18 protein-coding genes and 1 tRNA gene are annotated in these 25,136 nt (G+C 61.0%); 8 read left to right on the top strand and 11 right to left on the bottom strand.

Annotated features, from left to right (window positions below; translation table 11 throughout):
* Positions 1 to 49 precede the first annotated feature (49 nt).
* The gene (locus AC5I5I_RS12855) at positions 50 to 1,063 is read left to right on the top strand and encodes a FecCD family ABC transporter permease (RefSeq protein WP_495973552.1); all 1,014 of its coding nucleotides are present in this window, start codon (positions 50 to 52) and stop codon (positions 1,061 to 1,063) included.
* Positions 1,060 to 1,836 carry an ABC transporter ATP-binding protein gene (locus tag AC5I5I_RS12860; protein WP_495973554.1) on the top strand — a complete coding sequence of 259 codons (777 nt, stop codon included), beginning with the start codon at positions 1,060 to 1,062 and terminating at the stop codon, positions 1,834 to 1,836. The genes AC5I5I_RS12855 and AC5I5I_RS12860 overlap by 4 nt, the downstream gene beginning before the upstream one ends.
* A 1-nt stretch (position 1,837) precedes the next feature.
* Here AC5I5I_RS12860 and AC5I5I_RS12865 read toward each other — a convergent pair whose 3' ends face one another.
* The 4 genes from AC5I5I_RS12865 to AC5I5I_RS12880 all read right to left on the bottom strand — a co-directional run bounded on the left by AC5I5I_RS12865 (position 1,838) and on the right by AC5I5I_RS12880 (position 7,477).
* The gene (locus AC5I5I_RS12865) at positions 1,838 to 3,460 is read right to left on the bottom strand and encodes a benzoate-CoA ligase family protein (protein WP_495973556.1); all 1,623 of its coding nucleotides are present in this window, start codon (positions 3,458 to 3,460) and stop codon (positions 1,838 to 1,840) included.
* A 138-nt stretch (positions 3,461 to 3,598) separates the two neighbouring features.
* On the bottom strand, positions 3,599 to 5,173 hold the full coding sequence (locus AC5I5I_RS12870) for a 3,4-dehydroadipyl-CoA semialdehyde dehydrogenase (protein ID WP_495973558.1): 1,575 nt from the start codon (positions 5,171 to 5,173) through the stop codon (positions 3,599 to 3,601).
* Between the two features lie 175 nt (positions 5,174 to 5,348).
* The gene (locus AC5I5I_RS12875) at positions 5,349 to 6,407 is read right to left on the bottom strand and encodes an alpha/beta hydrolase (RefSeq protein WP_495973560.1); all 1,059 of its coding nucleotides are present in this window, start codon (positions 6,405 to 6,407) and stop codon (positions 5,349 to 5,351) included.
* A gap of 188 nt (positions 6,408 to 6,595) precedes the next feature.
* Complete coding sequence (locus AC5I5I_RS12880; RefSeq protein WP_495973562.1) at positions 6,596 to 7,477, bottom strand: isocitrate lyase/PEP mutase family protein; 882 nt, start codon at positions 7,475 to 7,477, stop codon at positions 6,596 to 6,598.
* A 158-nt stretch (positions 7,478 to 7,635) separates the two neighbouring features.
* Between AC5I5I_RS12880 and AC5I5I_RS12885 the strand changes: the two genes are divergently transcribed.
* Positions 7,636 to 8,742, top strand: a complete 1,107-nt coding sequence (locus AC5I5I_RS12885) for an amidohydrolase family protein (RefSeq protein ID WP_495973564.1) — start codon at positions 7,636 to 7,638, stop codon at positions 8,740 to 8,742.
* Positions 8,743 to 8,867: 125 nt separating this feature from the next.
* On the opposite strand, the gene AC5I5I_RS12890 is transcribed toward AC5I5I_RS12885, so the two are convergent.
* The 4 genes from AC5I5I_RS12890 to AC5I5I_RS12905 all read right to left on the bottom strand — a co-directional run bounded on the left by AC5I5I_RS12890 (position 8,868) and on the right by AC5I5I_RS12905 (position 11,980).
* A tRNA-Arg gene (locus AC5I5I_RS12890) sits at positions 8,868 to 8,944 on the bottom strand.
* A 264-nt stretch (positions 8,945 to 9,208) separates the two neighbouring features.
* Positions 9,209 to 10,309: an LLM class flavin-dependent oxidoreductase gene (locus tag AC5I5I_RS12895; RefSeq protein ID WP_495973566.1), complete on the bottom strand. Its 1,101-nt coding sequence runs from the start codon at positions 10,307 to 10,309 to the stop codon at positions 9,209 to 9,211.
* A 65-nt stretch (positions 10,310 to 10,374) separates the two neighbouring features.
* Positions 10,375 to 10,821 (bottom strand): RidA family protein, encoded by a 447-nt coding sequence (locus AC5I5I_RS12900; RefSeq protein WP_495973568.1) that lies wholly within the window; start codon positions 10,819 to 10,821, stop codon positions 10,375 to 10,377.
* Positions 10,822 to 10,954: 133 nt separating this feature from the next.
* On the bottom strand, positions 10,955 to 11,980 hold the full coding sequence (locus AC5I5I_RS12905) for an adenosine deaminase (RefSeq protein WP_495973570.1): 1,026 nt from the start codon (positions 11,978 to 11,980) through the stop codon (positions 10,955 to 10,957).
* A 252-nt stretch (positions 11,981 to 12,232) separates the two neighbouring features.
* Here AC5I5I_RS12905 and AC5I5I_RS12910 point away from each other — a divergent pair, with 252 nt between their 5' ends.
* From AC5I5I_RS12910 to add, 5 genes are all read left to right on the top strand, one after another.
* Positions 12,233 to 13,327 (top strand): ABC transporter substrate-binding protein, encoded by a 1,095-nt coding sequence (locus AC5I5I_RS12910; RefSeq protein WP_495973572.1) that lies wholly within the window; start codon positions 12,233 to 12,235, stop codon positions 13,325 to 13,327.
* A gap of 82 nt (positions 13,328 to 13,409) precedes the next feature.
* Positions 13,410 to 14,198, top strand: a complete 789-nt coding sequence (locus AC5I5I_RS12915) for an ABC transporter ATP-binding protein (protein WP_495973574.1) — start codon at positions 13,410 to 13,412, stop codon at positions 14,196 to 14,198.
* Positions 14,198 to 14,995, top strand: coding sequence for an ABC transporter permease (locus AC5I5I_RS12920; protein WP_495973576.1), 798 nt, complete (start codon positions 14,198 to 14,200; stop codon positions 14,993 to 14,995). Before AC5I5I_RS12915 ends, AC5I5I_RS12920 begins: the two co-directional genes overlap by 1 nt.
* Before the next feature lie 22 nt (positions 14,996 to 15,017).
* Complete coding sequence (locus tag AC5I5I_RS12925) at positions 15,018 to 16,028, top strand: isopenicillin N synthase family dioxygenase (protein ID WP_495973578.1); 1,011 nt, start codon at positions 15,018 to 15,020, stop codon at positions 16,026 to 16,028.
* A gap of 79 nt (positions 16,029 to 16,107) precedes the next feature.
* Complete coding sequence (gene add, locus AC5I5I_RS12930) at positions 16,108 to 17,184, top strand: adenosine deaminase (RefSeq protein WP_495973580.1); 1,077 nt, start codon at positions 16,108 to 16,110, stop codon at positions 17,182 to 17,184.
* Between the two features lie 795 nt (positions 17,185 to 17,979).
* Here add and AC5I5I_RS12935 read toward each other — a convergent pair.
* From AC5I5I_RS12935 to AC5I5I_RS12945, 3 genes are all read right to left on the bottom strand, one after another.
* Positions 17,980 to 21,450 carry a choice-of-anchor D domain-containing protein gene (locus tag AC5I5I_RS12935; RefSeq protein ID WP_495973582.1) on the bottom strand — a complete coding sequence of 1,157 codons (3,471 nt, stop codon included), beginning with the start codon at positions 21,448 to 21,450 and terminating at the stop codon, positions 17,980 to 17,982.
* 415 nt (positions 21,451 to 21,865) lie between these two features.
* Positions 21,866 to 24,214, bottom strand: coding sequence for a TonB-dependent hemoglobin/transferrin/lactoferrin family receptor (locus AC5I5I_RS12940; RefSeq protein WP_495973584.1), 2,349 nt, complete (start codon positions 24,212 to 24,214; stop codon positions 21,866 to 21,868).
* Between the two features lie 262 nt (positions 24,215 to 24,476).
* Complete coding sequence (locus AC5I5I_RS12945; RefSeq protein WP_495973586.1) at positions 24,477 to 25,106, bottom strand: biliverdin-producing heme oxygenase; 630 nt, start codon at positions 25,104 to 25,106, stop codon at positions 24,477 to 24,479.
* Positions 25,107 to 25,136: the final 30 nt, after the last annotated feature.

A 25,136-nucleotide genomic window follows, 5' to 3' on the forward strand; every position in this document is an offset into this window, starting at 1 on the left:
CCGATGACGCGCATCATGCGAGCATAGGGATTCGGGGCCTCAACCATTCATGCAAGCGATATCGAAATCCGTCTGGCGGCTCAATGCTGCACTTGCCGTGCTGGTGCTTGCATTGATGACGACGTCATTGGCCGTCGGCCCGGCCGGCCTGTCGGCGCGCACCGCCCTGGAGGCGCTGTGGAGCGGCGATGGCGTCGCCGGCGTAATCGTGCGCGAAATCCGCCTGCCGCGAACCCTGCTCGCGGCAGTGATCGGCGCGACCCTTGGATTTTCCGGCGCCGCCCTGCAGGGCTTGTTTCGCAATCCGCTGGCCGAGCCGGCCTTGTTCGGCGCGCCGCAGGCTGCGGCCGCGGCAGCCTCGTTCGTGATCGCCTTCGGTTTCCTGCCGGCGACCTCGCTGTTCGTTCCTGTGGCCGGGATTCTCGGCGCGCTGATTTCTGTTGGCGCATTGGTGCTGATCGCAGGGCCGCGCACCAGCCTGACCGTGATCCTTCTAGCCGGACTGGCACTGGCGAGCTTTGCCGGTGCGATGACCGCGCTGGTGTTGAACCTCGCGCCCAATCCCTTCATTGCGCTTGAAGTCGCGTTCTGGCTGCTCGGCTCGCTGGAAGACCGCTCGCGCGACCACCTGATGATCGCGGCACCGTTCATGATCGCAGGCTGGATCATGCTGCTCGTCAATGCGCGCGCATTCCGCGCGCTCACGCTGGGCGAAGATGCGGCGATGTCGCTCGGCGTCGACCTGCAACGCACACGCTTCGCCGTGGTGCTCGGTACCGCCTTCGGCGTCGGCGCCGCGACCGCGGTGGCAGGCGCGATCGGCTTTGTCGGCCTGGTGGCGCCGCATCTGGTGCGCCGCTATGTCAATGCCGATCCCGCCCGCATCATGGTGCCGGCCGCCCTCGCCGGCGCAGCGCTGCTGCTCGCAGCCGATATCGCGGTGCGGATCGTACCGTCTGCGATCGAGCTGAAGGTCGGCGTGGTGACGGCCCTGATCGGAGTGCCGTTCTTTCTCTATATGATCTTCAGCGAACGGCGCTGGCTCGAGGGAGAGCCGTCATGACCGCGCCCCTGCTGTCCGCAAAAGACCTCTCGGTCCGGCTCGGCGGCCGCACCATCGTCGACAATGCCAGCGTGACGCTGGCCGTAGGCGAGTTCGTGGCACTGGTCGGGCCGAATGGCGCCGGCAAGACCACGCTGCTCAAGGCGCTGGCCGGTCTCGTCCCGGCGTTCGGCGATATTGAATTCGAAGGCAAGGCGGCAAGCACCTTGAAAGCGCGAGAAAAGGCGCGCCACCTCGCCTATCTGCCGCAGGGTCACTCGTTCTCCTGGCCCCTGCCGGCCGGAGAGATCGTGGCGCTCGGGCGCTACCCGCATGCCGATCCATTCTCGCCGGTGTCGGACAAGGACCGCGAAGCTGTCGCACATGCGCTCGACATTACCGGCACAAAGGATTTTGCCGACCGCATCGTCACCACTTTGTCCGGTGGCGAGCGCGCGCGGGTGGCGCTTGCCCGCGTGCTGGCGACGCAGGCGAAAGTCCTCCTCGCGGACGAGCCGATCATGTCGCTCGACCCGCGCCATCAATTCGTGGTCATGGATGTCCTGCGCCATGCCGCGCGCGCAGGCGGCGCCGTGCTCGCGGTCATTCACGACCTGGCGCTGGCCTCACGCTACGCGACCCGCGTGCTGGTGCTGGAAAAGGGCCGGATCGTCGCCGACGACAGACCGGAACTGGCGCTCAATCCGCAACGCATCGCGGAGATTTTCGGCGTGGAAGTCGACATGATCCGCATCGGCGATGCGCAGGTGCCGCTGGTGACCAGGCCAATGTAGGTCACGTGCGCGCGCCGTATCCTTCTGCCTCCCCCCGCGACTCTTCTTCCTCGCGCAGCTTGTAGCGCTGCACCTTGCCCGTGGCGGTACGCGGCAGGTCGCTGCGCAATTCGATCCAGCGCGGATATTTCCATGTCCCGGCATGCGTCTTTACATGCTCCTTCAGCGCGTGCACGACGGCCTCGTCATCCGCATGGCCATTCTTGAGGACCACGAACGCCTTCGGCTTGATCAGTCCGTCGGAATCCTCTTTCGGGATCACCGCGGCTTCAAGCACGGCCTCGTGCGACACCAGCGCCGCTTCGACATCGAAGGGCGACACCCACATGCCGGACACCTTGAACATGTCGTCGGTACGCCCGCAGTAAAAATGATAGCCGTCCTCGTCGCGATAATATTTGTCGCCGGTGAAGGTCCATTCGCCGGCGAAGGTGCGGCGGCTCTTGCGCCGCTGGTTCCAGTAGCCCTCGCCGGCAGACGGCCCGCGCACGATCAGTTCGCCGATCTCGCCGGGCGGAAGCTCGCCGCCGTTCTCATCGACGATCTTCACATCGTAGCCCGGCACCGCCTTGCCAGTGGAGCCGTAGCGCACATCGCCCGGCCGGTTGGATAGAAACGTCTGCAGCATTTCAGTCGAGCCGATGCCGTCCAGCACATCGACGCCGACTATCTCGCGCCAGCGCTCGCCGATATGGGCCGGAAGCGCCTCGCCCGCCGATACGCAGAGCCGCAGGCGGTCGGAGCCCGCGCCGCGGCTCATTGCGTCATGGGCGAGCAATGCGGTGTAGAGCGACGGCACCGCATAGAAGATGGTCGGCCGATGCTGCCGCATCAGCGCGAAAATCGCGTCAGGCGTCGGCCGTTCGGGCCACAGGATCGCGGTGGCACCGACCGACATCGGAAACGTCATCGCGTTGCCGAGCCCATAGGCGAAGAACAGTTTCGCCGCCGACAGCACGACATCGTCCGGGCCGATGCCGAGAATGCCCTGCCCCATCAGCGATGCGGTCGCACTCAGGCTGGAATGGACATGCTTGACGCCCTTCGGTTCGCCGGTCGAGCCCGAGGTGTAGAGCCAGAACGCAACCTCATCGGACAATGTGGGCGCGGCGAACACGTCGTCGCGGCCCATGCGACAGACCGCTTCGAATGGCACCGGCGTGCGGCCGGCCAGCGTGGGCTGGCCTTTTGCATTGTCGCCCGCCAGGATCACATGGCGTAGCGACGGCGTGGCGGCGATGGCGTCGCGCAGCACTGCTACAAGGGTGGCATCCGCGATGACGGCGCTGACCCGGCTGTCGGCAAGGATGAACGCGTATTGTTCGGGCTTGAGCCAGGTGTTGAGCGGGATCGCCACGATGCCGGCGCGAACCGCGCCCCAGAATGCGACCGGGAAGTCGATGGTGTCGGGCAGCAGCAGGGCGACGCGATCTTCCGCCTTCAGCCCGAGCGCAAGAAGTCCCGACGCGAAGCGGCAGGTTTGTTGCTGCAACTCGCCATAGGTGATGGAGCGCTGCGGGTCGATGAAGGCGGACTTGCCGGAATGTCCACGCGCGATATTGGCGTCGACGAAATCCGCGGCCGCATTATAATACGACCGACGCTCCAGGAATGGCTCCGACACAGGCGCTCCCTCCGTCCCGTTGCCGTTTCTTGTTCTTGGCCGCTTCTTCTTATGCCGCTTCTTCTTGGACCGTTTCGGTCATTGACCCGTTCATCCGCGCACAGCGGGGACGAACGGAGATCGTGTCCGTTTCTTCTTCTAATGCAGCGCGTAAGCCTTCGCCTGCAATTCGGTCAGCAGATCGGTCGAGCCTTGCACCGCGAGCCGCTGATGATAGAGCCGCAGGCCGTGCAATCCGCCGAGTTCCTCGCCGTTTCCGGCGCGGCCCGGTCCGCCGTGATGGCATTGCGGCATCACGATGCCGTGGCCGGTATGCGCATCGGCGATGGACTGCTCGACCATCAGCAAGCGGCCGTGCGACGGACCGAGTTCGGCGACGGCACGCGCCAGGAACGCACGATCGTCGCCATAGACCGACGCGACCAGCGAACCGCCGCCACGCGCGACCAGCGCAAACGCTTCGGCTTCGGTCTTGTAAGGGATGATGGTGGCAGCGGGGCCGAACACTTCGGTGTCATGCACTGCATCGGCGCCGGCGCCATCCGCGACCTGCATCAGGGTCGGCGCCACGAAGGCGGACTTTGCCGGATCGATGCCATCAATCGACGGCGCACTGGCGCCGCCTGTCAGCACCTTTGCGTCCTTTGTGATCTTGCCGATGCCTTCGAACGCGGCGGCCTGCTGCGCGCGCGTGACCACCGGACCCATGCGCACGGCCTCGTCGCGCGGATCGCCCAGCGTGGTCTTCTTCAGCCGTGCCAGCAGCGCTTCCACAACCGCATCGGCACGATCGGCGGGTGCAAACACGCGACGAATGGCGGTGCATTTTTGTCCGGCCTTCACCGTCATCTCGCGGCCGACTTCCTTGATGAAGGCATCGAAGGCGGCGCTGCTTGCATCGGGTGCGAGCAGCGCGGCATTGACGCTGTCGGCTTCGATATTCACATGGACGCCGCGGGCGAGAATATTCGGGTGCCGCAGGATGCGCCCGGCGGTTTCGGACGAGCCGGTGAATGCGATCACGTCGTCCGCAGTGACACTGTCGAGCAGATTGCCCGCACTGCCGCACAAGAGGCTGAGCGCGCCTTCGGGCAGCACGTTCGCTGCAATGACATCGCGCACCATCTCGTGCGTGAGCATGGCGGTTGACGACGCCGGCTTTGCCAGCACCGGAACGCCTGCCAGCAGCGATACCGCAGCCTTTTCCCACAGACCCCAGCTCGGGAAATTGAAAGCATTGATATGCACCGCCACACCATGACGCGGCGCCAGCAGGTGGATGGCCTGAAAATTCTCGGCCTTGGCGAGCCGTACCGGCTTCTCGTCGAGCAGAAAGGTGGCGCCGCCAAGCCCGGCGCCGAGGCGCGCATAATACTTCAGGGTGCCGATGCCGCCATCGATATCGATCGCGGCATCTACCTTCGTATTACCGGAGTTTGCGATCGCGATCCCCTCGTACTTGGCGCGGTTGGCGATCAGCACATCGGCGACGGCGCCGATCAGCTTCGCGCGCTCGGCGAAAGACAGCCCGCGCAGGGCCGGGCCGCCATGCTTGCGCGCATAGTCGAGCGCAGCGGCCAGATCGAGGCCGCGGGCGCTTGCGGTTGCAAGCACATCACCGCGAACAGGATCGACCAGTTCGGTCTCGACGCCCTCGCCGCGCCGCCACGCGCCGGACAGATAGCTTTCGAGTGCCTGTGGCGCGTTGCTCATGGTACGGTCTCCCCTCGGCGATCATGCATCCCGATCAGGACCGGACCAGACCCGGCTGCGGGATTCGGCTGTCACAAAACTGGCTGGCGCAGCGGACGCCGAATGGTCCGGCGCCCAAGCCGCACGACAGGATGTGTATTGTCTTCAGGAGCTTGCGGCAAGCAAGCGCGGGCAGCTACTGAATCGCGCTGGCGCCGCTGATGGCCGGAGCGCCCGACTCGGCGATGAAGCGCCCGATCGCCTGCCGGACCTGCGCATTGGTCATGAACAGATCGTGGTTCAATCCGCCACTGTCATAATCCGATGCATCGATGACGCGGATGCCCAGCGCTTCGAGCCGCTCTTTCTCCGCGATGCCGACACGGGTTACGCCTCCCGCCATATCGCGCATGGTTCCGAGCGCGCGATCCTTCGCGGCCGTGAGAACGGTGATTTTTCGCGACATCGAGCCCAGCCGCGCGACCGATGACGTGAAGCTGTCCATGTCGATGTCGGGCGATGCAAGCACGATCGCCCCGAAGCGGTTGGTCATCGCGGCGGCGCGCCGGTCGTAAAGCTGGCGCAGCGCCTCGACCGCAACCATTGTCCCCATGGAATGCGCGATGATGTGGACGGTGCCGACCGACGGATCGACAATCAGCTCGTCGAGCATGCCCTCAAGCGCGTCACGCGACCACATCGCGCTTTCGCGGTCGTACATGTAGCCCATCAGGCTGTTCTTGGACGGCCAGGAAAACAGCATCGTCTCGCCGCGGAATGCGAGCCCGTCCGACAGCCGCGCGGCATCCAGCGCGGCGGTCTCGAACGACTGATTGAATCCGTGCACATAGACCAGCACGTCGCGACGGCCAGGGCGTGAAGCAAAGCTTTCGCCGACGGGCACCGTTTCGACAGACTTGATGCTCCAGTCGCCAAGACCGACCGCGGAAAACGCGCCGTCGGCGGGCGACGCCAGATGCACCCGGACATTGCTGGGCTGGTTGGCGCGCTGCGAACCAAACCACGGTTTGGAGCGGGCGCCCTTCACCGCGTTCCGGGTGGTCACGACGGTCAGGGTCGGATCGGCGGCAATCCCGGTCCTGGCCGGCTGCTGGGTGCCCGTCGCCGCGAAAGCGGACGACCCACCGCCGGGCGCAGTCGAGCAGCCGGCTGCCCCGAAGGCGGCAGCGCCAAGAACCAGCAGCAGCATGGCGGATCGCGTGACCGATCCGAGGAAACCTGACGATGGCGCCATCGATATCATTGCACCGGATGTGTCGGCTGGCCCCGAGCCCGGGCCAGTGAGATCAACCCTTGCTGAGTGATGACGGCGACAGAGTGGCCAAATCGAGGGATTACGGCGCGAGCCGCGGCCATGCAGCGTCGCCTGCATCACTGTACGCGGCGACGGCGAAGTTCCAGGATCGACCGCGCCTGTCCGGGTCAGGGTTCCGCGTGGTCGCGCTCGAACGCCCAGATCCGCTCGAAGCCCATCAGTCGCGTGAACGCCTCGAAAGGATAGAGTTCGCCGCTCCAGGACTTTGTCGATCCGGTCGCGCGAATTTCGCCATAGACCGATTGCAGCGCGGCGGCCATCGCCAGAAAGCCCGCTACCGGAAAAATCGCGAGCTTGAAGCCCAGCCGCTCGAGGTCCGCGCGGCTCAGAATGGGGGTTCGTCCGCCTTCGACCATATTGGCCAGCAGCGGCACGTCGAAGCTACGGCCGATCGTCTCCATCTCTGCTTCGCTTTCCGGCGATTCGATGAACAGGATGTCGGCCCCGGCCTTCACGAAAGCCTCACCGCGCCGCAACGCCTCATCAAGCCCCAGCGAGGTGCGGGCGTCGGTGCGCGCGATTATCAGGAAATCCTTCGAGGATCGTGCTTCGGCCGCCACCTTGATACGCCGCGCCGCATCGGCGAGCGGCACCACGCGACGACCCGGCGTATGACCGCATTTTTTCGGAAATTCCTGGTCCTCGATCTGGATCGCCGCGGCGCCGGCGGCCTCATAGCCACGCACGGTGAAATCGACATTCAAAAGTCCGCCATAGCCGGTGTCGCCATCGGCGATCAGCGGCGTAACCGTACCCTCGGCGATCTGCCGCACACGCCCGACCATTTCGGTATAGCTCGCAAGTCCCGCATCCGGCAGGCCAAGATGCGACGCGACGGTCCCGTAGCCGGTCATATAGAGCGCGTCGAAGCCCATCCCGTCGGCAATGCGCGCCGAGATCATGTCGAACACACCGGGCGCCGAGATCAGACCCGGCTCTTTCAATCGCGCCGCCAGCTTCGATCCGGCTGGCTTCGACTTGGTGGTCATCCTGAGAACTCCGCGCATGCGACGCCGCTATCGGGGCACGATGTTTCGTACTCGGTTCCGTACACACACACCACCCTGTTGCGGTGCCGCACGTAAGGCGCTTGCAATTTTCCAAAAGAGTTTGGAAGCTAACAAAAAACAGCGCTGTGGAGGATGCCGTGCAATCAAGACTGTCGCCGCTGACTTCATTTTTCTCCGGCTGCAGTTGCGGCTTACCTCATACGTCTGGTCCGAATCCAAGCCGACGTAGCTTTCTCACCGCCGGCGCTGCAGCAGCTGCTGTGGGGGTCGCAACCCACGCCTTCAACGTGAGCGCATGGGCGCAGGAGGCGAAACCACATCGCATCGATGTCCACCACCACATTTCGCCGCCGACGTGGCTTGATGCCGTAAAGCGCATCAAGAAGGACAACCCTCCGCTTGCGAATTGGTCCGTGCAGAAAACCTTGGACGATATGGACAAGGGTGGCGTGGCAACAGCCATCACCTCCCCGACTACGCCGCAGGTCAGTGACTTTTCTGCCGAGGAATCAGCGAGGCTGGCACGTGAATCCAACGAATATGCCAAAAAGCTGGAAACTCAACACCCAGGCCGCTTCGGCACGTTTGCCATGCTACCGCTGCCACACATCGATCCAAGCCTCAAGGAGATCGAGTACGCTTTCGATACGCTGAAAGTCGACGGCGTCGGTTGCATGACGAGTTACGGAGACAAGTGGCTTGGTTATGCAGAATTCGATCCGGTCTGGGCCGAGCTGAACCGTCGTAAAGCGACCGTGTACACGCATCCAACGGCAGCGAATTGTTGCGTCAATCTCGTTCGTGGCGTTGGAGATGCCTATATCGAATTCGGAACCGATACGACGAGAACGATCTTCACGCTTATTTTCGGCGGTGTGGCGCAGAAATATCCAGATATCAACTGGATCTTCTCGCATGGAGGCGGATCACTGACGGCATTCTATGAGCGGTTTACCGTGCAAGCGCTAATGACGCCGCCGTACCGGGGCAAGTTTACCCGTGATGACGTCGAGAAGCAGATCAACCGATTCTACTACGACACCGCAGCCGTTCCGAACGAGGTGACGCTTTCGGCCCTGTCAAAAATGGTTCCGATATCACAGATCGTCTACGGGACTGATTTTCCCTATCGCACCGCGGTCGACCATACCAAAGGCCTGACCGCATTCTTCAAACCAGAGGATTTGCGGGCCGTTGATCGGGACAATGCGCTGCGATTTGTCCCCCGGTTCAAGAGCAACTGAGCGCCGCGGCCCGGTCAGCTGCGAGCCGCCGTACACGCGTTCCTGCCCGGTCTAGTTCCAGCTGGATAAGGGACGCATATCCGATCGATGGACGGAGCTCCCGCACGAGGCGCGTCCGCGCCTCATGGCGGTCCCGGGAAGACTCGAACTTCCGACCTTCGGTTTAGGAAACCGCTGCTCTATCCGGCTGAGCTACGGGACCGCACGAGAGGCGATGTAGCACAGGTTTTGCGACTGTGAACACCCGGAAACAGCGTGGTGCCTGGCATCCCCAGGGGCTGCGTGTGTGCAAAATGCCGGTCCGGTTGTCATGCAGTCCGCTTTCCAGAAGCAGCGCAGGATCGACTTGACGCCACACGTTGACGTTCGACGTCAGACGCCCAGAAACCGATGTCGCAAGTCGTCGTTTCTGATCAGCTCCGCGGAATCGCCGGTCCAGACGACCCTGCCGAGACAGGTATCGAGCTCAGGACCCACAGATTCTGGAACTCACTCCATGCTCCGCCATGCGGACGAACGACCGCTTCGCAATCGCATCGATATCTTTAATGTAGTCGGGTACGATCAGGATCATGCCATCAAGCTCCCCTTCGAGGATCGCGTTCGACAGGCGATTCGCGATTGTCTCGTATGAACCAACTATGGCGCCCGGCGACACGGAGCTGCGCGTCTCCTTGGCGGCGGCGCGCCGTAACGATGCGGCACTCACATCCTTGACGTTGGGATTCAGCGTATAGCCTAGAGCGATGTCCTCAAGGCATTCCATGTCGACGCCGTCATTGAAGTGTTGAAACCGCGCCTGAGCCTCCTCGTCCGTGGCGCCTGGAATCACGACAAACAGTCCATAGACCTTGAGGTCCGGCTTGTTCATCTGCCGTGCCATAGCCTTGGCCTGCCTTCCCGACGCAATAGATTTCTGGTCGTCACTAGCGCCGATGAATGCGATGTCGCAATTTTCCACCGCAAATTTGAACCCGCGCCCGGACGCGCCCGCGTTCGCAAGCGGCGGCATGCGCGACGGCTTGGGTCCCATCGTGGCCTCGGTCAGCTCAAAGAACCGGCCCTTGTGCGAGACTACCTTCTCTGTCCAGAGCCGCTTCACCACCGCGATCCACTCGTCCGCGAGATCGTAACGCTCGTCATGATCGAGGCCATCGCGCCACAGCCCGACATGGGACAGATCGAGATAGCTGGAGCCCGTCACGAGGTTCAGGCCCACCCGGCCCGGCCCGATCTGGTCGAGCGTCGTCATCATCTTGGCGATGATGGCCGGCTGATAGACCGTCATGTGTATCGTGCCGAACACCCCGATTTTGGTCGTCGCCTGAAGCAGTGCGGCGGAGGTCGTCATGGATTCGAGCGTACGCATCCAGTGTTCCGAAGGGCCCTTGAAGCCCCGCCATATTCCGGGGCTCAGCACGAAATCGAATCCTAGCGCCTCGGCGTTCCGCGTTACATCAAGCACGCGCCGGAACGAACCGTCTTCCACCGCGGGCGAATTGACCGAATGAATCCAACCGTGATTGCCGACCGGAATGAACACACCGGCATCGATCGTCTTTGTCATCTCGCATCAACCTCAAAGGCAGGGCTGGGACGCGGATCGATACCCGCATCGAGTCCGATCAATCCTTACGATTTACCATCCAGCAGCCGCGCGTTCGGACTCAGTTCGATCTTCGGCGCGTACGCGATGGCATCGATCTCGATCAGCAATTCGGGAAGCATGAGGGCTGCGACCTTGACGCCGGTGCTGGCCGGGCGATGGTGCCCGAAAAATTCGCGCCGCACGTCCCAATATGCGCGTGTCGCCACCATGTCGGACATCGATGTGGTCAGATAATTGGTCAACCGGATCACCGATGTAAGATCGCAGCCGGCAAGACCGAGGACCCGGCGCATATTCGTGAACACCTGCCGCGCCTGCGCCGCAATGTCTCCCGGACCGACGACGTTACCGCTTTCGTCAAGCGCCACCTGCCCCGTGAGAAAGAGAAAGTCGCCAGCCTTGACCATGTAACACATCGGTTTGTCGTCGCTCCACCGCCAGTCGTCTCTGATGAACAATGGATCTTGCATCTTGTTTCTCCAAGCAGCGCTTATGAGTGGGGCAGACTAACCGACGCGGAAGCGCCGTCCGTCAGGGCCTTCGTATCGAATGCACGCCTCCTGAAAGCGCCGCGACGCGTCAACTACACGTCCGGCGGCGGCGTCAGTTGGCAGCAGGTTTGAACGTGTCGATTTCCGCAAGGTATTTGCTCCGCAGGTCTTCGGCAATGAACGCACTCGCGAACCCGTTGCGGGCCATCTGCCACAATTCAAGGTCGGAGACGCCAAGCGACGCCTGGATGGCTGCATAATTCTCGTTCACGTAGCCGCCGAAATAAGGCGGATCATCCGAATTCACCGTGATGCATAGGCCCGCCTCGTGCAGCCGGCGAATATTGTGCGAGGCCATGTCCGGGAACACCTTGAGCATGCAGTTCGACATCGGACAAACCGTCAACGGTATACCGCGCTCGGCCAGTTCGCTCATGAGGCTCGGATCCTCCTCGCACCGCACGCCGTGGTCGATGCGCTCGCATTTCAGAGTGTGGAGCGCATCGCGCACATAATCCGCCCCGCCCTCCTCCCCGGCATGTGCCATCAGGTGCCACCCGCAGTCGCAGGCCGCCGTCTCATAGGCCCGCTTGAACTTTGACGGCGGGTTGCCGATCTCCGGCCCTCCCATACCCAGGCCTACAATACGGTCGCGCCAGGGTTTGACCGCCTCAATCATCGCCAGCGCATCGCTTTCATCATATTGCCGCTGAATTCCGACGATCAGTCCCCCGGTCATATCGTGTTTCGCGGAGGACTCGTCGATGGCGCGCAGGATATTGTCCATGACGGCCTCTATCGGAATCCCGCGGCGCAGATGAGCCTGGGGACTTATAAAGACCTCCGCATGCCGCACGTTGTCGCGTGCCGCGCGCGCGAAATAGGCGGCGGTCATCTCGTGGAAGTCGTCGCCTTTCTGCAAAACGGTCAGGCCCAGATAAAAAAGGTCAAGGAACGACTTCAGGTCGTCGAAGCTGTAAGCACGCCGGACCTCGCTTGCGTCGGCGTAAGGAAGCCGGATTCCGTTACGCGCTGCGAGTTTGATGAGCGTCTCCGGCTCGAGCGAACCTTCGAGATGCATGTGCAATTCGGCTTTTGGCAGGCTTGAGATGAAGTCCGATGCGGGTGTCTGGGTCATTGGCGAAGTCCTTTGCGAAGCGCAACGATCGGCCTGTTAGCATTCGCCCACTTCTTATGCATCCGCATTGATTCGATTGGCGTCACCGGATACGCTTTCTAACCGAGGAAGGCGGACCTTAGCTGGATTTCGGCGAATTGCGAGGCGTTGCGCCACAGGGACATTGGCACGCATCTTGCTGAAGTTGTTCGGGTATATCCATCGCCGGTTAAAGGCCAAGTGAGTACAACTAAGTACAATAGGGAGATCGTTATGCTTTGCCGCCATTCAGTCGGTAAACTTGCCATCTTTGCCGCCATCCTGCTGGCGCTGCTCGCGGCACCGGGTCAGGCACAGGACAAACCGCTCAAGAAAGTCCGGATCGCAATCGGCACAACTGTTCTCAATATCGCCTATCCGCAGCTGACCTTAGCCTCGACGCTTGGTTACTGGAAGGCGGAGGGGTATGACGTCGAACTGCTTCCGGCCGGCGCTTCGCTGCAAGCGCTGCAGCAGATGGTCGCCAACAATGCCGAGTTCGGGCAGATCAATGCCAGCGTTATTGTGCAGGCCAATGCGAAGAACGACCTGCCGGTTCGTGTGGTGATGGCAAACGGCATACTCGACTGGTCGATTGCGGTCGATGCCGACGGCCCGATCAAATCGGTGAAGGACTTGAAAGGCAAGACCGTCGGCGTGTTCAGTCTCGCGACCGGCGGCATAGCCTATTTCAACAATCTCCTACGCGCCAATGGTCTCGATCCACGGGACGTCGATCTTGTTCCGCTTGGCCTCGGCGCCGCCCCGCTGGAAGCGATGAAATCGAACCGCGTCCAGGCTCTGCTCTATTGGGCGGCCGCTGTCGCGAGCTTCCAGAATGCCGGCCTGAAGCTGAACAAGCTGGTCGGCGAGGACTGGCGGACCTATCCGGATTTCTCGCTGGCCACCATGCAGGGCGCGGTCGACAAGGATCCGGCGATGGTGATCGGTATCGCGCGCGGCGTCGCCAAGGCGACGGTGTTTGCGCTCGCCAATCCGGAATGTGCGGTCAAACTGCACTGGCAGCGCTATCCGTCCAGCAAGCCCAGCGGTGCCGACGAGGCGACGTTGTTGAAGTGGGATATCAACGCCCAGCAGGCACAGCTCGATTCGCTTGCGGAAGGCTTCAAGCTCGGCGGAGGCAAGCTCTGGGGCCAACCCAATGCCGACTCCTTCGATCGGCTAGTCAAGTTCATGCAGGAGGCCAAGCTCATCGACAAGTCCGTCACCGCGAAATCGATGATGGTCAACATCCCGAACTTCTACGAAAAGGTGAACGACTTTGACGCCAAGGCCATCGAGGCGGACGCCAAGGCCTGCAAGTCATAACCCAAGAAGCGGAACCGTGATGCCGGATCCCGTGCCGCTCGTCCGCGTTGCAAACCCAATTCCTGCGTCGACACCACAAATCGTGGACGCGCCGCCGCAGGAAACCCTAGTCAAGGTCACCGATCTCGAAAAAATCTATACGACCAAGGACGGTCAGACGATTCAGGCCTTGACGGACGTCAATCTCGCAATTGCCAAGGGCGAGTTCATCAGCGTGGTCGGGCCGAGCGGATGCGGCAAAACTACTCTTCTGAAAATCCTGGCGGGTATCCTGAAGCGGTCGTCAGGTGACGTGAGCATCGACGGCCGGGCGGTGAGCGGCCCGAGCCGCGAGATCGGCGTTGTTTTCCAGGCGCCGGTTCTGTTGCCTTGGCGCAATGTTCTGCAGAATGTGATGGTACCGGTCGAGGTGCAAAAGCGCGAGCACGGAAAGTTCGAAGCGCGCGCACGGCAATTGCTGGCGATGGTCGGACTCTCAGGATTTGAGAGCAAGTATCCGGGTGAGCTTTCCGGCGGCATGCAACAGCGCGTCGGGATCTGCCGCGCGCTGGTTCATGACCCATCATTTCTGCTGATGGACGAGCCGTTCGGCGCACTCGACGCCATGACGCGCGAGCAGATGAACGAGGAGCTGCAACGCATCTGGACCGACGCCAAAAAGACGGTTCTGCTCGTCACCCATTCGATCCCCGAAGCGGTCTATCTCGCCGATCGCGTGGTTGTCATGACGCCGCGCCCGGGCCGCATCGTGGATGTCGTACCGATAGACCTTCCGCGTCCGCGCACGCTCGCGATGCATAACACGCCCGAGTTCGGACGCTTCACCGCGCGTATTCGCGCGCACTTCAATGCGAGTGGAGCGATCGACTGATGACTAGGGCAAAGTTGTCGCATCTCGCCAATGTCGTGCTGGTCCCGCTTGCGACCTTCTGTTTCTTCGTGGGCAGCTGGGAACTGATTGTATACCTTTTCAATATTCCGAAGATCGTGTTCCCGGCACCTTCCGCGATCGCCCAGTCGTTCAGCGACGGTCTTCTGAGCGGCGATTTCGCCTGGCATTTCGCGGTCACAATGTATGAGATTCTCGCGGGCTTCCTAGTCGGGTCGGTGTGCGGCCTCCTGTTGGGCTTTCTCATCGCTCTGGTGCCCCTCGCCGAGCGAATCCTCTATCCCTACGTGGTCGCATTCCAGACCGTACCGAAGGTCGCAATCGCGCCGATCATCGTGATCTGGTTCGGCTACGGCGTCGCCTCCAAGGTCGTAATCACTGCGACCATTGCCTTCTTCCCGCTGCTCGCGAATACCATTGTGGGGCTACGCGCCGCCCCACGCGACCAGATCGAAATGATGATCTCCTATACGGCCTCGCGCTGGCAGGTGTTTACCATGGTGCGGCTGAAGCAGGCCCTGCTCTACATTTTTGTCGGCCTCGATGTCGCTATCGTTCTTTCGGTGATCGGCGCCATTGTCGGCGAGTTTGTCGGCGCAAAAGCCGGCCTGGGCTATCTGATCCTGCAGAAGAATTTCAACTTCGACATGGCCGGCACTTTCGCCATTCTGATCATCCTGTCGTTGATCGGTGTCGGCCTGCACAGCATCATCAATTTCCTGCAGCGACGCATTGTGTTCTGGATGGACACCGATAACGACCGCGTCGTGGGCGCCTGAGATCCATGCGCGCTAGACCCGCGTGATTAAGCAGACCAGCCAAAGGAGGCCGCCAATGCATGAACCCGTCCGCGCTGCCAGCGCCGATGAAATGCCGATCCTCGATCTTACTGCGCTGAATCACGGCGGCGACCTCGGGCCGATTGCCAAGAAGATGCGACATGCCTGCGTGACCACAGGCTTTTTTTACGTGGCCAATCACGGCATTCCGGAAAGCGTCGTCAGCGGCGTATTCGACGCGACAAGGCGTTACTTCGATCTGCCGATAGAGCAGCGCATGCCGCACCGCATGGACGAAAAGTATCGACGTGGGTTTATGCCGCAGGGCATCAACCAGCACCCTGGCTTCGCGCCCGACCTCAAGGAAAGCTACGAAATCGGAACCGATCTTCCGCTCACCGATCCGGACGTGGCGGCGGACCTTCCGCTACATGGGCCAAACCGCTGGCCGACCGATTGCCCGTGGCTGCGTCCGGCGGCCGAAACCTATTTTGAGGAAGCACAGTCCCTCGGTCTCCGTCTGCTGAAGGTATGTGCCGTGAGTCTCGACATGCCGCAGGACTATTTCCTTCAATTCTGCAAAAAACCGATGGTGCAGATGCGGCTGTTTCATTATCCGCCGCAAGAGCCGATGAGCGACGAGAAGGCCTTCGGTGTGGCTCCGCATACCGATTACGGCATGATTACGCTGTTGTTGCAGGACCCGATCGGCGGCCTCGAATTGAAAAAACGCGACGGGGAATGGGTGAGCGCGCCTTACATCCCGGGCACGTTGGTAATCAATATCGGCGACCTTTTTCAGCGCTGGACCAACGACGTCTATACATCGAACCAGCATCGTGTGGTCAATCGCACCGGCAAGGAACGCTATTCGATCCCGATGTTTTTCAATCTAGATTATCGGACGCTGATGACCTGTTTGCCGACCTGCCAGTCGCCGAGCAATCCGCCAAAATACCAGCCGATCACCTCTGGCGATTATCTGCTCAGCCGCTTCCGCGACGTCCAGAAATATCGTGTGGCAGCCGCCTGATTCGGCTGCCGTTCGTATTACGCAATTGTCGGCCCGAGCCTCCTTCGGGTCGATCCCGGTTCGCTCTGCGGTAAACGGTATGGAAGCGATTGCCAGCGCCGAATTCATCTCCGGCCTGCCGAAGGCGGAGTTACACCTTCATATTGAAGGAACGCTTTCTGTCGAGATGAAGCGGCGCTTTGCGGATCGAAACAGGCTCCGTCTGGGCGACGCGAGCTTCGCGCCGCTATTGGAGGTCCCGGAAGAGCCCGGCAGCCAAGCGATCGTCATTCAGCAATACAAGATGTTTCTCGCCCTGTATTTCGAGGGGCTGAAGGTTATGTATACCGAGCAGGACTTTTTCGAACTCGCAATCGAATATTTCCGCCAGTGCAAGGCCAACAATATTGTCTATGCCGAAGTCTCTTTCGATCCGCAGGCCCACACCGATCGCGGCGTCGCCTTCGGCGCGGTAATTGAAGGGCTCGTGGCGGCGCAAAAGGCCGCACGCGAGACTTTCGACATCGAGAGCCAGCTCCTCATGTGCATCAATCGCGACCTGACGCTGGAGAGCGCCGTCGACATGCTGAACGCCGCACGACCTTATCGCGACAGAATTGCCGGCCTAGGCCTCGACAATGTCGAAGAAGGTCACCCGCCGAACAAGTTCCGGACTGTCTACGATGCGGCACGCGATCAGGGATATCGACTTACCGCTCATTGCGACGTCGACATGATCGACGCGCGGGAACATATCCGCCAATGCATCCACGATATCCGCGTCGAGCGCATCGACCACGGCATAAACGTGCTGGACGATCCGTCGCTGATCGACGCCGCGCTCGAGCGCGGCATCCACTTCACGACCTGTCCGACCTGGCGGAAGGGCGATCCGAAACCGCGTCGCGTCGAGCGTATCGAAAAAATGCGCAGTCTTGGCCTGTCGGTATCGCTGAACACTGATGATCCTGCCTATTTCGAAAGCGGCTATTTGAACAATATGATGACGGCGGTCGCAGCCACTGCACAATGGGATGCGAGCGCTGTTGTCCGCCATGTAAAGGACGCCTTCTTCGGCGCATGGATCGATGAAGAGAGACGGGCCGCCTACATTCGTCGCATTGACGAGGCCTCCCATCGCCACAATCAGAGCGCTGTGGACACAAAGGACCGCTGATGGGTACTAAGATGCTTCCGAGATGCACCGCGTCCAACACGCTTTCTGCAGCTTGACCCAACAAAATCTTTAGGCAGTACTTCAAACGTCTCGATCGGATTCCGAGTTTGGCGCTGATGATCCTGTCCAAACCTCACATCTCAATGCCCTTTCCTGACCCAATTATTGCAAAGGATTTGTCCCTTGATCATTTTCCGGCCGGCTGATCGCCTTGGCCGCCGCTAACGCGTTAGCATTCTTATCGGTTACCAAAGCAAACGTGAGATGGTTGCTGAGATAAGGCTTCAATAGCCGTCATTATCGGGTGGCAGACATCGCAATCCTAGTCAGCAGCGCGACCGGCGCAGCTAGTGAACGGCTCTTCATAATCACCAATGTGAGATTTTGTACTACAAGGGAAGCTAGTTAAAACATCAATGCCAAGCTAGCATTCTCACAAATACTGCTCGAAGGTGCGCCGGCGGAAATCTGCTGCAAGCAATTCGGCTTGAGTCCGTGGAGGTAGTGCGTCATGGCCTACATCGACCTTCTGAACTCCACTTACCTCGACCTCACGAGCTATCGTGGCAATGGATCATTGCCCGCTAGCGGCACGCCGAGCTCGATGACGTTCAATGTTGCCCTAGGCTGCGCGTGCGGGGTCGCATAACGGGCATCTACGCCGGCCGTCCGCGGGCGTCGCCTCTCTCAGGAAAGACCTTTTGGCTGCATCAGAGTCTGCTGGCGGAAGATTGTTCCGCCCGCAGCCATGACGTCCGCGCGCGAGCGACGGCGCGCCGCTCCCGAAGCTGCTTCTCAAAGCAGGTCGAAGTCCGTAGCCAGCAACTGCGCATTGTTCTCGAAGGTGGCGAGCAGCACGGCCGATTTCCTGCCCGCACCGTCGGCATCCCACCAAAGCTGGCTGGTCGATTCGTCGAACACGAACTGGCCGTGGCCGGTGGCGGTCGCGTCCACTCCGCTTGCATTGCTGACGAAGTAATCCGCGGTGAAGTCGTTGAGATCGAGACCGGCAAAGATCTTGAAACCGCTCTTTGAAATCCCGATCAGGTCCTCGCCCGACACGAAATCGGTGATGACATCGCCGGACTTGCCGCCATCGCTGGTCCTGCCGAACACGAAGGTGTCGGATCCGAGCCCGCCGGTCAGCGTGTCTGAACCACCATTGCCGATCAGGACGTCATTGCCGTCGCCGCCATCGATTGCGTTGTCCTTGTTGTCGCCGACCAGCCTGTCTTCGAAAGCCGAGCCGATCAGGTTCTGGATGTTCTTGTAGGTATCGCCTGCAGCTTCACCGGTATTGTTCTTCGACCGCGACAAATCGGCAGTCACGCCGGTCTCGGCATTGGCATAGCTTGCGGCGTCGATGCCCTTGCCGCCGTTGAGCTTGTCGGCGCCCTTGCCGCCTTCGAGGATATTGTTCCCGGTATCGCCGGTAAGCTTGTCGTCGTAGGCGGACCCGGTCAGATTCTCGATCGAGTCATAGATGTCGCCGGATGCAAACCCCGCATTGTTCTTCGGCTTGCCGAGGTCCACGACAACCGCGCTGGTGCTGTCCGCATAGCTCACCGTATCGCTACCCTCGCCGCCGACAAATGCTTGCGGATGGGTCGCGGCGACGAAAACATTGTCGCTGGAATCGCCGAGCTGCTCCTCAGGCGGAATCACCTCCACAGAGGCGGACACCGCGAAGTCGAACAGCGATTCGTTCGGATCGTTGGTCTTGAAGCTGATCACGCCCCCGTAGACGCCAACCTTCTTGGTGTCGAGTATCACGGTGAAGGAGCCAGTCTCGCCGGGCGCGATGATCGATTCGAGCTTGTCGGTCTTGACGATCTTGAAGCCCTTGGGAAGTTTCAGCCCCGATAGCTTGAGGTCCTGCGTGCCGCTGTTGGTCACCGTAAAGGTGCGCTCGAAATATGCACCGACTGCGTGCGTGCCGAACGCGGTGCCATCCGTCCCATCCGGGATGACAGCACCGTCGGGGATATCGACACCGTTACCCGAAACTTCAACCTCCGGGCCCGAGGGCTGCAGGTTGATGCCGAATGTACCGTTGACATAGTCCTTGATCACTACGTTCTGCGGATTACTGCCGTTCGTGATTACGAGGTCGCCGTCGACCAGGGTGAGCGTGAGGATCTGCACAGTGCTGGTCTGGTCGAGCACCGCCAGGTTCCAGACGCCCGGACTGATGTATTTCGCATCACCGCTGATACCGTAGCCGCTGGTGGGGCCAGGCACCGGACTCCACGAGGCCGGATAGCTTTCCGGCCGGAACGTACCGTGCCACAGCGCGCCGTCGTCGTCCTGAATGGTGGTGGTCCCGATATCGGTGAAGCGGATAACGAAGGTGTCGTCGCCCGCTCCGCCGTTCGCGGTATTGTTCCCGCCGTGCATGTGAATCACATCGTCGCCAGCACCACCGTCGGCAAAGTCGTTGCCGCCGCCGGTGAAGATCAGGTCGTTGCCGTCGCCGCCATAGATCGTGTCGGGATGCGCAGCGCTGTTGCTGGTGACGATGTAGTCGTCGCCAGCGCCGCCGTGGACCTCGATCCCGGCGAAGCGCAGGCCAAGCGAGTCGCCCGAGAACACGTCGTCACCGCCGGTCAGGATATGAGCCGCCGCGACATCGAGGGTCACGGTCGCCGCATTGGACGTGACGCCGTCGCTGTCCTGAACCGTGTAAGTGAAGCTGTCCGGTCCGACATAGCCGGTATTCGGCTTGTAGGTGATGGCGCCGGTCGTGGCGTTGACGGTCACCGTCCCGTTGGCGGGCTGGTCGACGATGGTTACTGTGGTCGGGTGCAGCGTACCGACCACATCGGCGTCGTTGGCGAGAACGTCGATGACTTTCTGGAGATCCTTTACCGTCGCAGCGCTGTCATCGGCAGCAACAGGTGGCGTGTTTTCGAGGGTGATGCCGAACGTGCCGTTGACATAGTCCTTGATCACCACGGTCTGCGGGCTGCCTTCGCGCACAATGGTGAGGTCGTCTCCCGTCATGCTGAGCGTGAGGCTCACGACGTTGCTGCTCTGGTCGAGCACTTCCAGGTTCCAGACACCGGCGCCGACATAGGTCGCAGCGCCACCGATGCCATAACCGCTGGTCGCTCCGGGTACCGGGCTCCATGAGCCCGGATAAGTTTCAGGCCGGAACGTTCCGTGCCACAACGCGCCGTCATCATCGATGATCGTTGTGGTCCCGGTATCGGTGAAGCGGATAACGAAAGTGTCTTCGCCGGCGCCACCGATGACGGTTTCGTTGCCGCCGCGCGCGTGAATCACATCGTCGCCATCGCCGGCGTCAACGTAATCGTTGCCACCGCCGGTGAAGATCAGATCGTTGCCGGCGCCTGCATGAATCTTGTCGGGTTGCGCAGCAGAATTACTGGTGACGATATAATCGTCACCGGCGCCACCGTGCACTTCAATCCCGGCAAACCGTAGCCCCAGCGAATCGCCGGAGAATACGTCGTCTCCCTCGGTCATGAGATACACCGACGTATCGGCGAATTTTACGACATCGACCGAGGTGAGAGTGTCTTCGCCATCGTTGTCGTCGCCGGTGCGGTTGTCGGTCACCGTCCAGGTGCCGTCACCATTGTTGACGATCGAGTAGTCGTCCCGGTTGCCGCCATAGACCGCGGTGTCCCTGCCTTCGCCGCCGTCAATAGTGTCGTTGCCGCTTCCACCCGTCAGCGTGTCGTCGCCATCGCCGCCCTCGACGACGTCCTCGAAGTCCGTGCCGGTGAACACGTCGTTGAACGCCGAGCCAATGAAATATTGCGCGTACTGGTCGAGTTGCTCGCCGAACAGATCGAGCCGCTCCTCGCTGGCAGCGGAACCATACATGTAGGCGATCGCAAAGTTATGCACTTCGCCGGTCGCCTCGACTTCGAATTCAGGGGAAACCGCGTTGGCGAAGTCGACAAGGCCGGTGATCTTCAGTTCGACGGCGCCGCCGATGAAGAACCCGTTGATGTCGTAGGTGCCCGAGCCCCTGACGCCGAATTCGATGCTGCCGATATCTCCCCATACCGTGTGGGTATCGAAAAAATATTCCAGGGAGCCCTGCGCGAGAACGTATTTCGACGACGGGTCCGAGCCATAGCTTATCATCATCTCGGTGCCGGAGAACTGCGATGAATTGTCGAAGACCGGCAGACCGCCGCTGGCGGCATCGGCGATGAAGCCGCCGCGAATGAATTCCTCGAAATTCATCGCCGACGTTGCGGTCGATGCATCGATGGTGATCAAAGTTGCCATATTCTCGTTCCTTGATTCATGACGCACGCTGCGACCGCTCTAAGCCCAATCGTTTTGGACCGAAGTGGAGCAATGCGGTGGCGTGCAGGTGTCCGGGATGCCGGTCGGTATGCTGGAGGGTCTGGCCCTATTTCGATCGCGAGGACGTTCGCGAGACCAGCCGTAACGTCGATGCCGCCGCCTCACGCATCGGAGGCAGCCTGCATTCTTGCTTGCGACGGATATGTGAGCACGCCAAAACTCCCCGTAAACATTGCTAGCGTGGCTGGCTGGGAGGGCTTGCTGGCGCTTGATGCGCCAACTACTGCATCACAAAATCGAGCGTGTCATCACAGAAAGTACGCTTCAAATTTAGAAAACAGATAAGCCAGCGCACTCTTTGGAACGATCCAATACTGGGATGGGAAATCTGGCCTCAGAACTTGCCCTGCATTGAAAATGTTATCGTGCGTCCGGGCGCCGGATAGGTCGGGATGCCCATGGCATCGACATAGGCCTTGTCCATCAGGTTAGCGACGTTGATGCGCGCGGTCAGATTTTCGTTGAGCGCAAGCGACATGTAGAGGCCATAGAGGTGATAGCTGCTCTGCTCGTAGGTCTGCAGAAGCTCCGCCGTCGCAATCGGAACCGTCGGGGCGACGTAGGTCATGCGGCCGCCAACCGTGAGCTTGCGATCGAAGAAGCGCAGGCCTCCGTCTAGGGTGTACTTTTCCTTCGGTGGCACGAAAATGAAAAAGTAGTCGCGTTCCCATTTCGGCAACAGCGGCAGATAGGCATCTCCATCCGGCGGGCCGGCGAAGAACGGGTCGAACACACCGTCATAGGTTGCCTTCAGGCTGGTATAGCTGCCGCCGATATAGGCTTGGCCGGCGTCGTATGACGCCTCCAACTCGAAGCCCTTCATCGTCGTGGTCGGGCCGAGCAGGTTGACGAACACATAGGCCGTCTGGACGCTATCGCCCCCGCTACCGGCCTGCGGATAGCGACCGACGCCATTGGCGATGAAATTGTCGACCTTGGTCTCGAAAATCGCAGCCTTGGCGCGGAAGCCGTCGCCCTGGAAGAAGACGTTGTCGTATTTGAAATTGGCACCCGCCTCGAAGGTCTTCGACGTCTCGGGCAAGAGGTTCGGATTGGGGCCGAACAGCACGCCGTTGCCGATATGCTGGCCGTATTGCAGGGTTTCCATGATCTGCGGCGGCCGAAAGCCTTCGGCGTATTTCCCGTAGAACTGCAGCCCCTTGAACGGCGTCACCGCCACGGTGAAGGCCGGCGAGAACCGGCCCTCCGACTTGTCGACAGAGAAGGGCTGTGTGCACTGGACTGCGAACGGACCACAGGCGTTGATGAAGTTGCCGGAGCCATTCAGCGAATAGAGGTCGTAACGCCCGCCCGCGATAAGTTCGAGCCATTCGCCCTGTTTCAGTTTTATCTGGCTGAAGGCGCTGGCGATGTCGCGCGCGCCCGACGGGGTCGGACCGGAAAACCACTCGGAGTCGGACGGATTGGTCTGATCCGTCAGGACTCCGGTTTTGGTCTGATCCTTGAAATACTCGACGCCGTTGATCCATTCGACGTTGAACAGCGGGATATCGAAGCGCGACGTATTCGACCCACTGCCGCCGAATGAATTCAGTCCGTATTGCAGGTCGAAATAGCCGTAGGTGGTCCGTGGAGGCCGGAACTGATGATTATCGGTCGATGACCACCACGCCTTGGCGTTGAAATCGATCCATTGGTTGGGCTTCCAGGAATAATCTGCGGTCGCAGTCTGCGTAACCAGGCGATTGGTGTCGATGTACTGTCCCTGGCCGGTCGAAAACGAATTCTGCAGCGCGACGTAGCCGAATTTCACCGTCTGGTCCGGCGTCGGGCGCAGCATCAGCTTGGTGAGACCCGACCAGTTATTCTGGTTGGTGAACGTCACCGGATCGCCCGGCCCGACAAATTCGAGCACGCCATTCTGGCCGGGCAAATAGGCGCCGGTTTCCTTGCGCGACACCGCAGTGACCATCTCGACATTGTCGCCGCGGGCCGCAACCGCATGACTGGTCGTATACCGGAACGCATTGGTGCCGGTCGTGGCCCGCGAGCGGATCCCGTAATCCTTGCCTGGCAAAAGGATATCGTCGGCCTCGAGCGTGCGCATGGAGACGACGCCACCGATCACGCCGGCGCCGCCGACAGTCGAGATCGGCCCCTTCTCGACAACGACCCCGCCGATCAACTCCGGATCGGCATAGACGAAGCCGACGGCATTATGGCCCGCCTGCTGAAAATTCTGGCGCGCGCCATCGATCGACACGTTGACGCGGCCCTGCTCCTGCAGTCCGCGAATATTCACGGTCATGCCGGGATTTTGTCGGTCGGTTGGCGTGAAAACCCCGGACATGTCCTGGAACAGGTCGCTGGTGTTGCGGGGTGTGCGCTGTTCGAGTGTCTCGCGGCTGATGACGCTTACGGATGCCGGCGTGTTGTAGACCCAGTCGGGCGTTCCCTGGAAACCCTTGGGCTCACTGCTGCCGGCAGGGGCGGCACTCGGCGTGCTTTGCGCTCCACCATCCTGATCGCCGGTGCTTGCGGGGGCAACGGGCGGGACTTGCGCCCCTCGCTTCTTGCGGGGCTTACCGGCGGCAACATCGATCGGGTCGAGAGTGACCTGCGCGGCAGATGGGGTCGCATAAGCGCACAGAGCTGTGGCGCCAAGCGCCCCTATTGCGACCCTTCGCAGTATCCCCGATCGGCCCTTGCTACGACACGCCATGTGAACCGTTATGCCCCAGCGGCGTCGCGCTACTGCACCGGACACAGCGATCCGATGCATGCATGGCGCAACGCATGCAGCCACATTCCATGCTTTGAGATGATTAGCTGGCTCGCGGGGGCTGGCTGGCTTGCGACATGAATTCACGTCGCCTTAGTTGCTTGCATCGTCGACGGGTTTGATGTCAATCGCTCGGGACAAGATTGGAATTGATCCATTCTGAAAAGCGAAACAACTGCACCCACAACGCTTGGCGATTCCATCAGCCGACGAAAATTTCGTCGACCAGTCCCTGGACGCGCGTGAAGGCGGCACGCGCACCGGCAACGACGCGCTCTTCTTCCGGGCCGGTCAGCCTGACACCATCGAGCGCAGCCGTGAAGGTCTTCCAATGCAGCCCGCGGCCCTCCGGTGACGCCGCGAGATGGCGTGCGCCGAAAGTTTCGGAGAGACCGAGCTTCTTCGCCTCTTTGAGAAGAAAGGCCGCGCCGAGATTGGACCCTTCGGCCACGTACAACCATCCAAGCGCAGTCGGCAGATCGCCATCGGCACCGCTCTCGAAAACGGGCGGCACACTCGCTGCGAAAGCGCTTGCCCCGAGATCGGCAAGATCCTGCTCGATCTGATCGAACCGCCTGCGGCCGGCAAGGTCGGGCAGCAGTTTGTCAAGCTCCGGGTTCGCATACAGCGCGTCGATTTCGCGGTGAAACTGATGCTGCACTTTTACGAAGAGGCTGTAGCGCTCGCGGCTCTCGAACGGCTTGTGCATCATGATCGACTTGTCCAGCCGGTCATGGGTCGAATGCGTTGCCTCCTTGAGACGCTTTGCGCGGCCGGACAAGTCACCGCTGGCATTCGCCTGCAGCGAATCCGCATTCAATGGCTTGGTCACTTCTTGTCTCCTTCGATACGATTAAGCGAT

This window comes from Pseudorhodoplanes sp. (assembly GCF_059499825.1).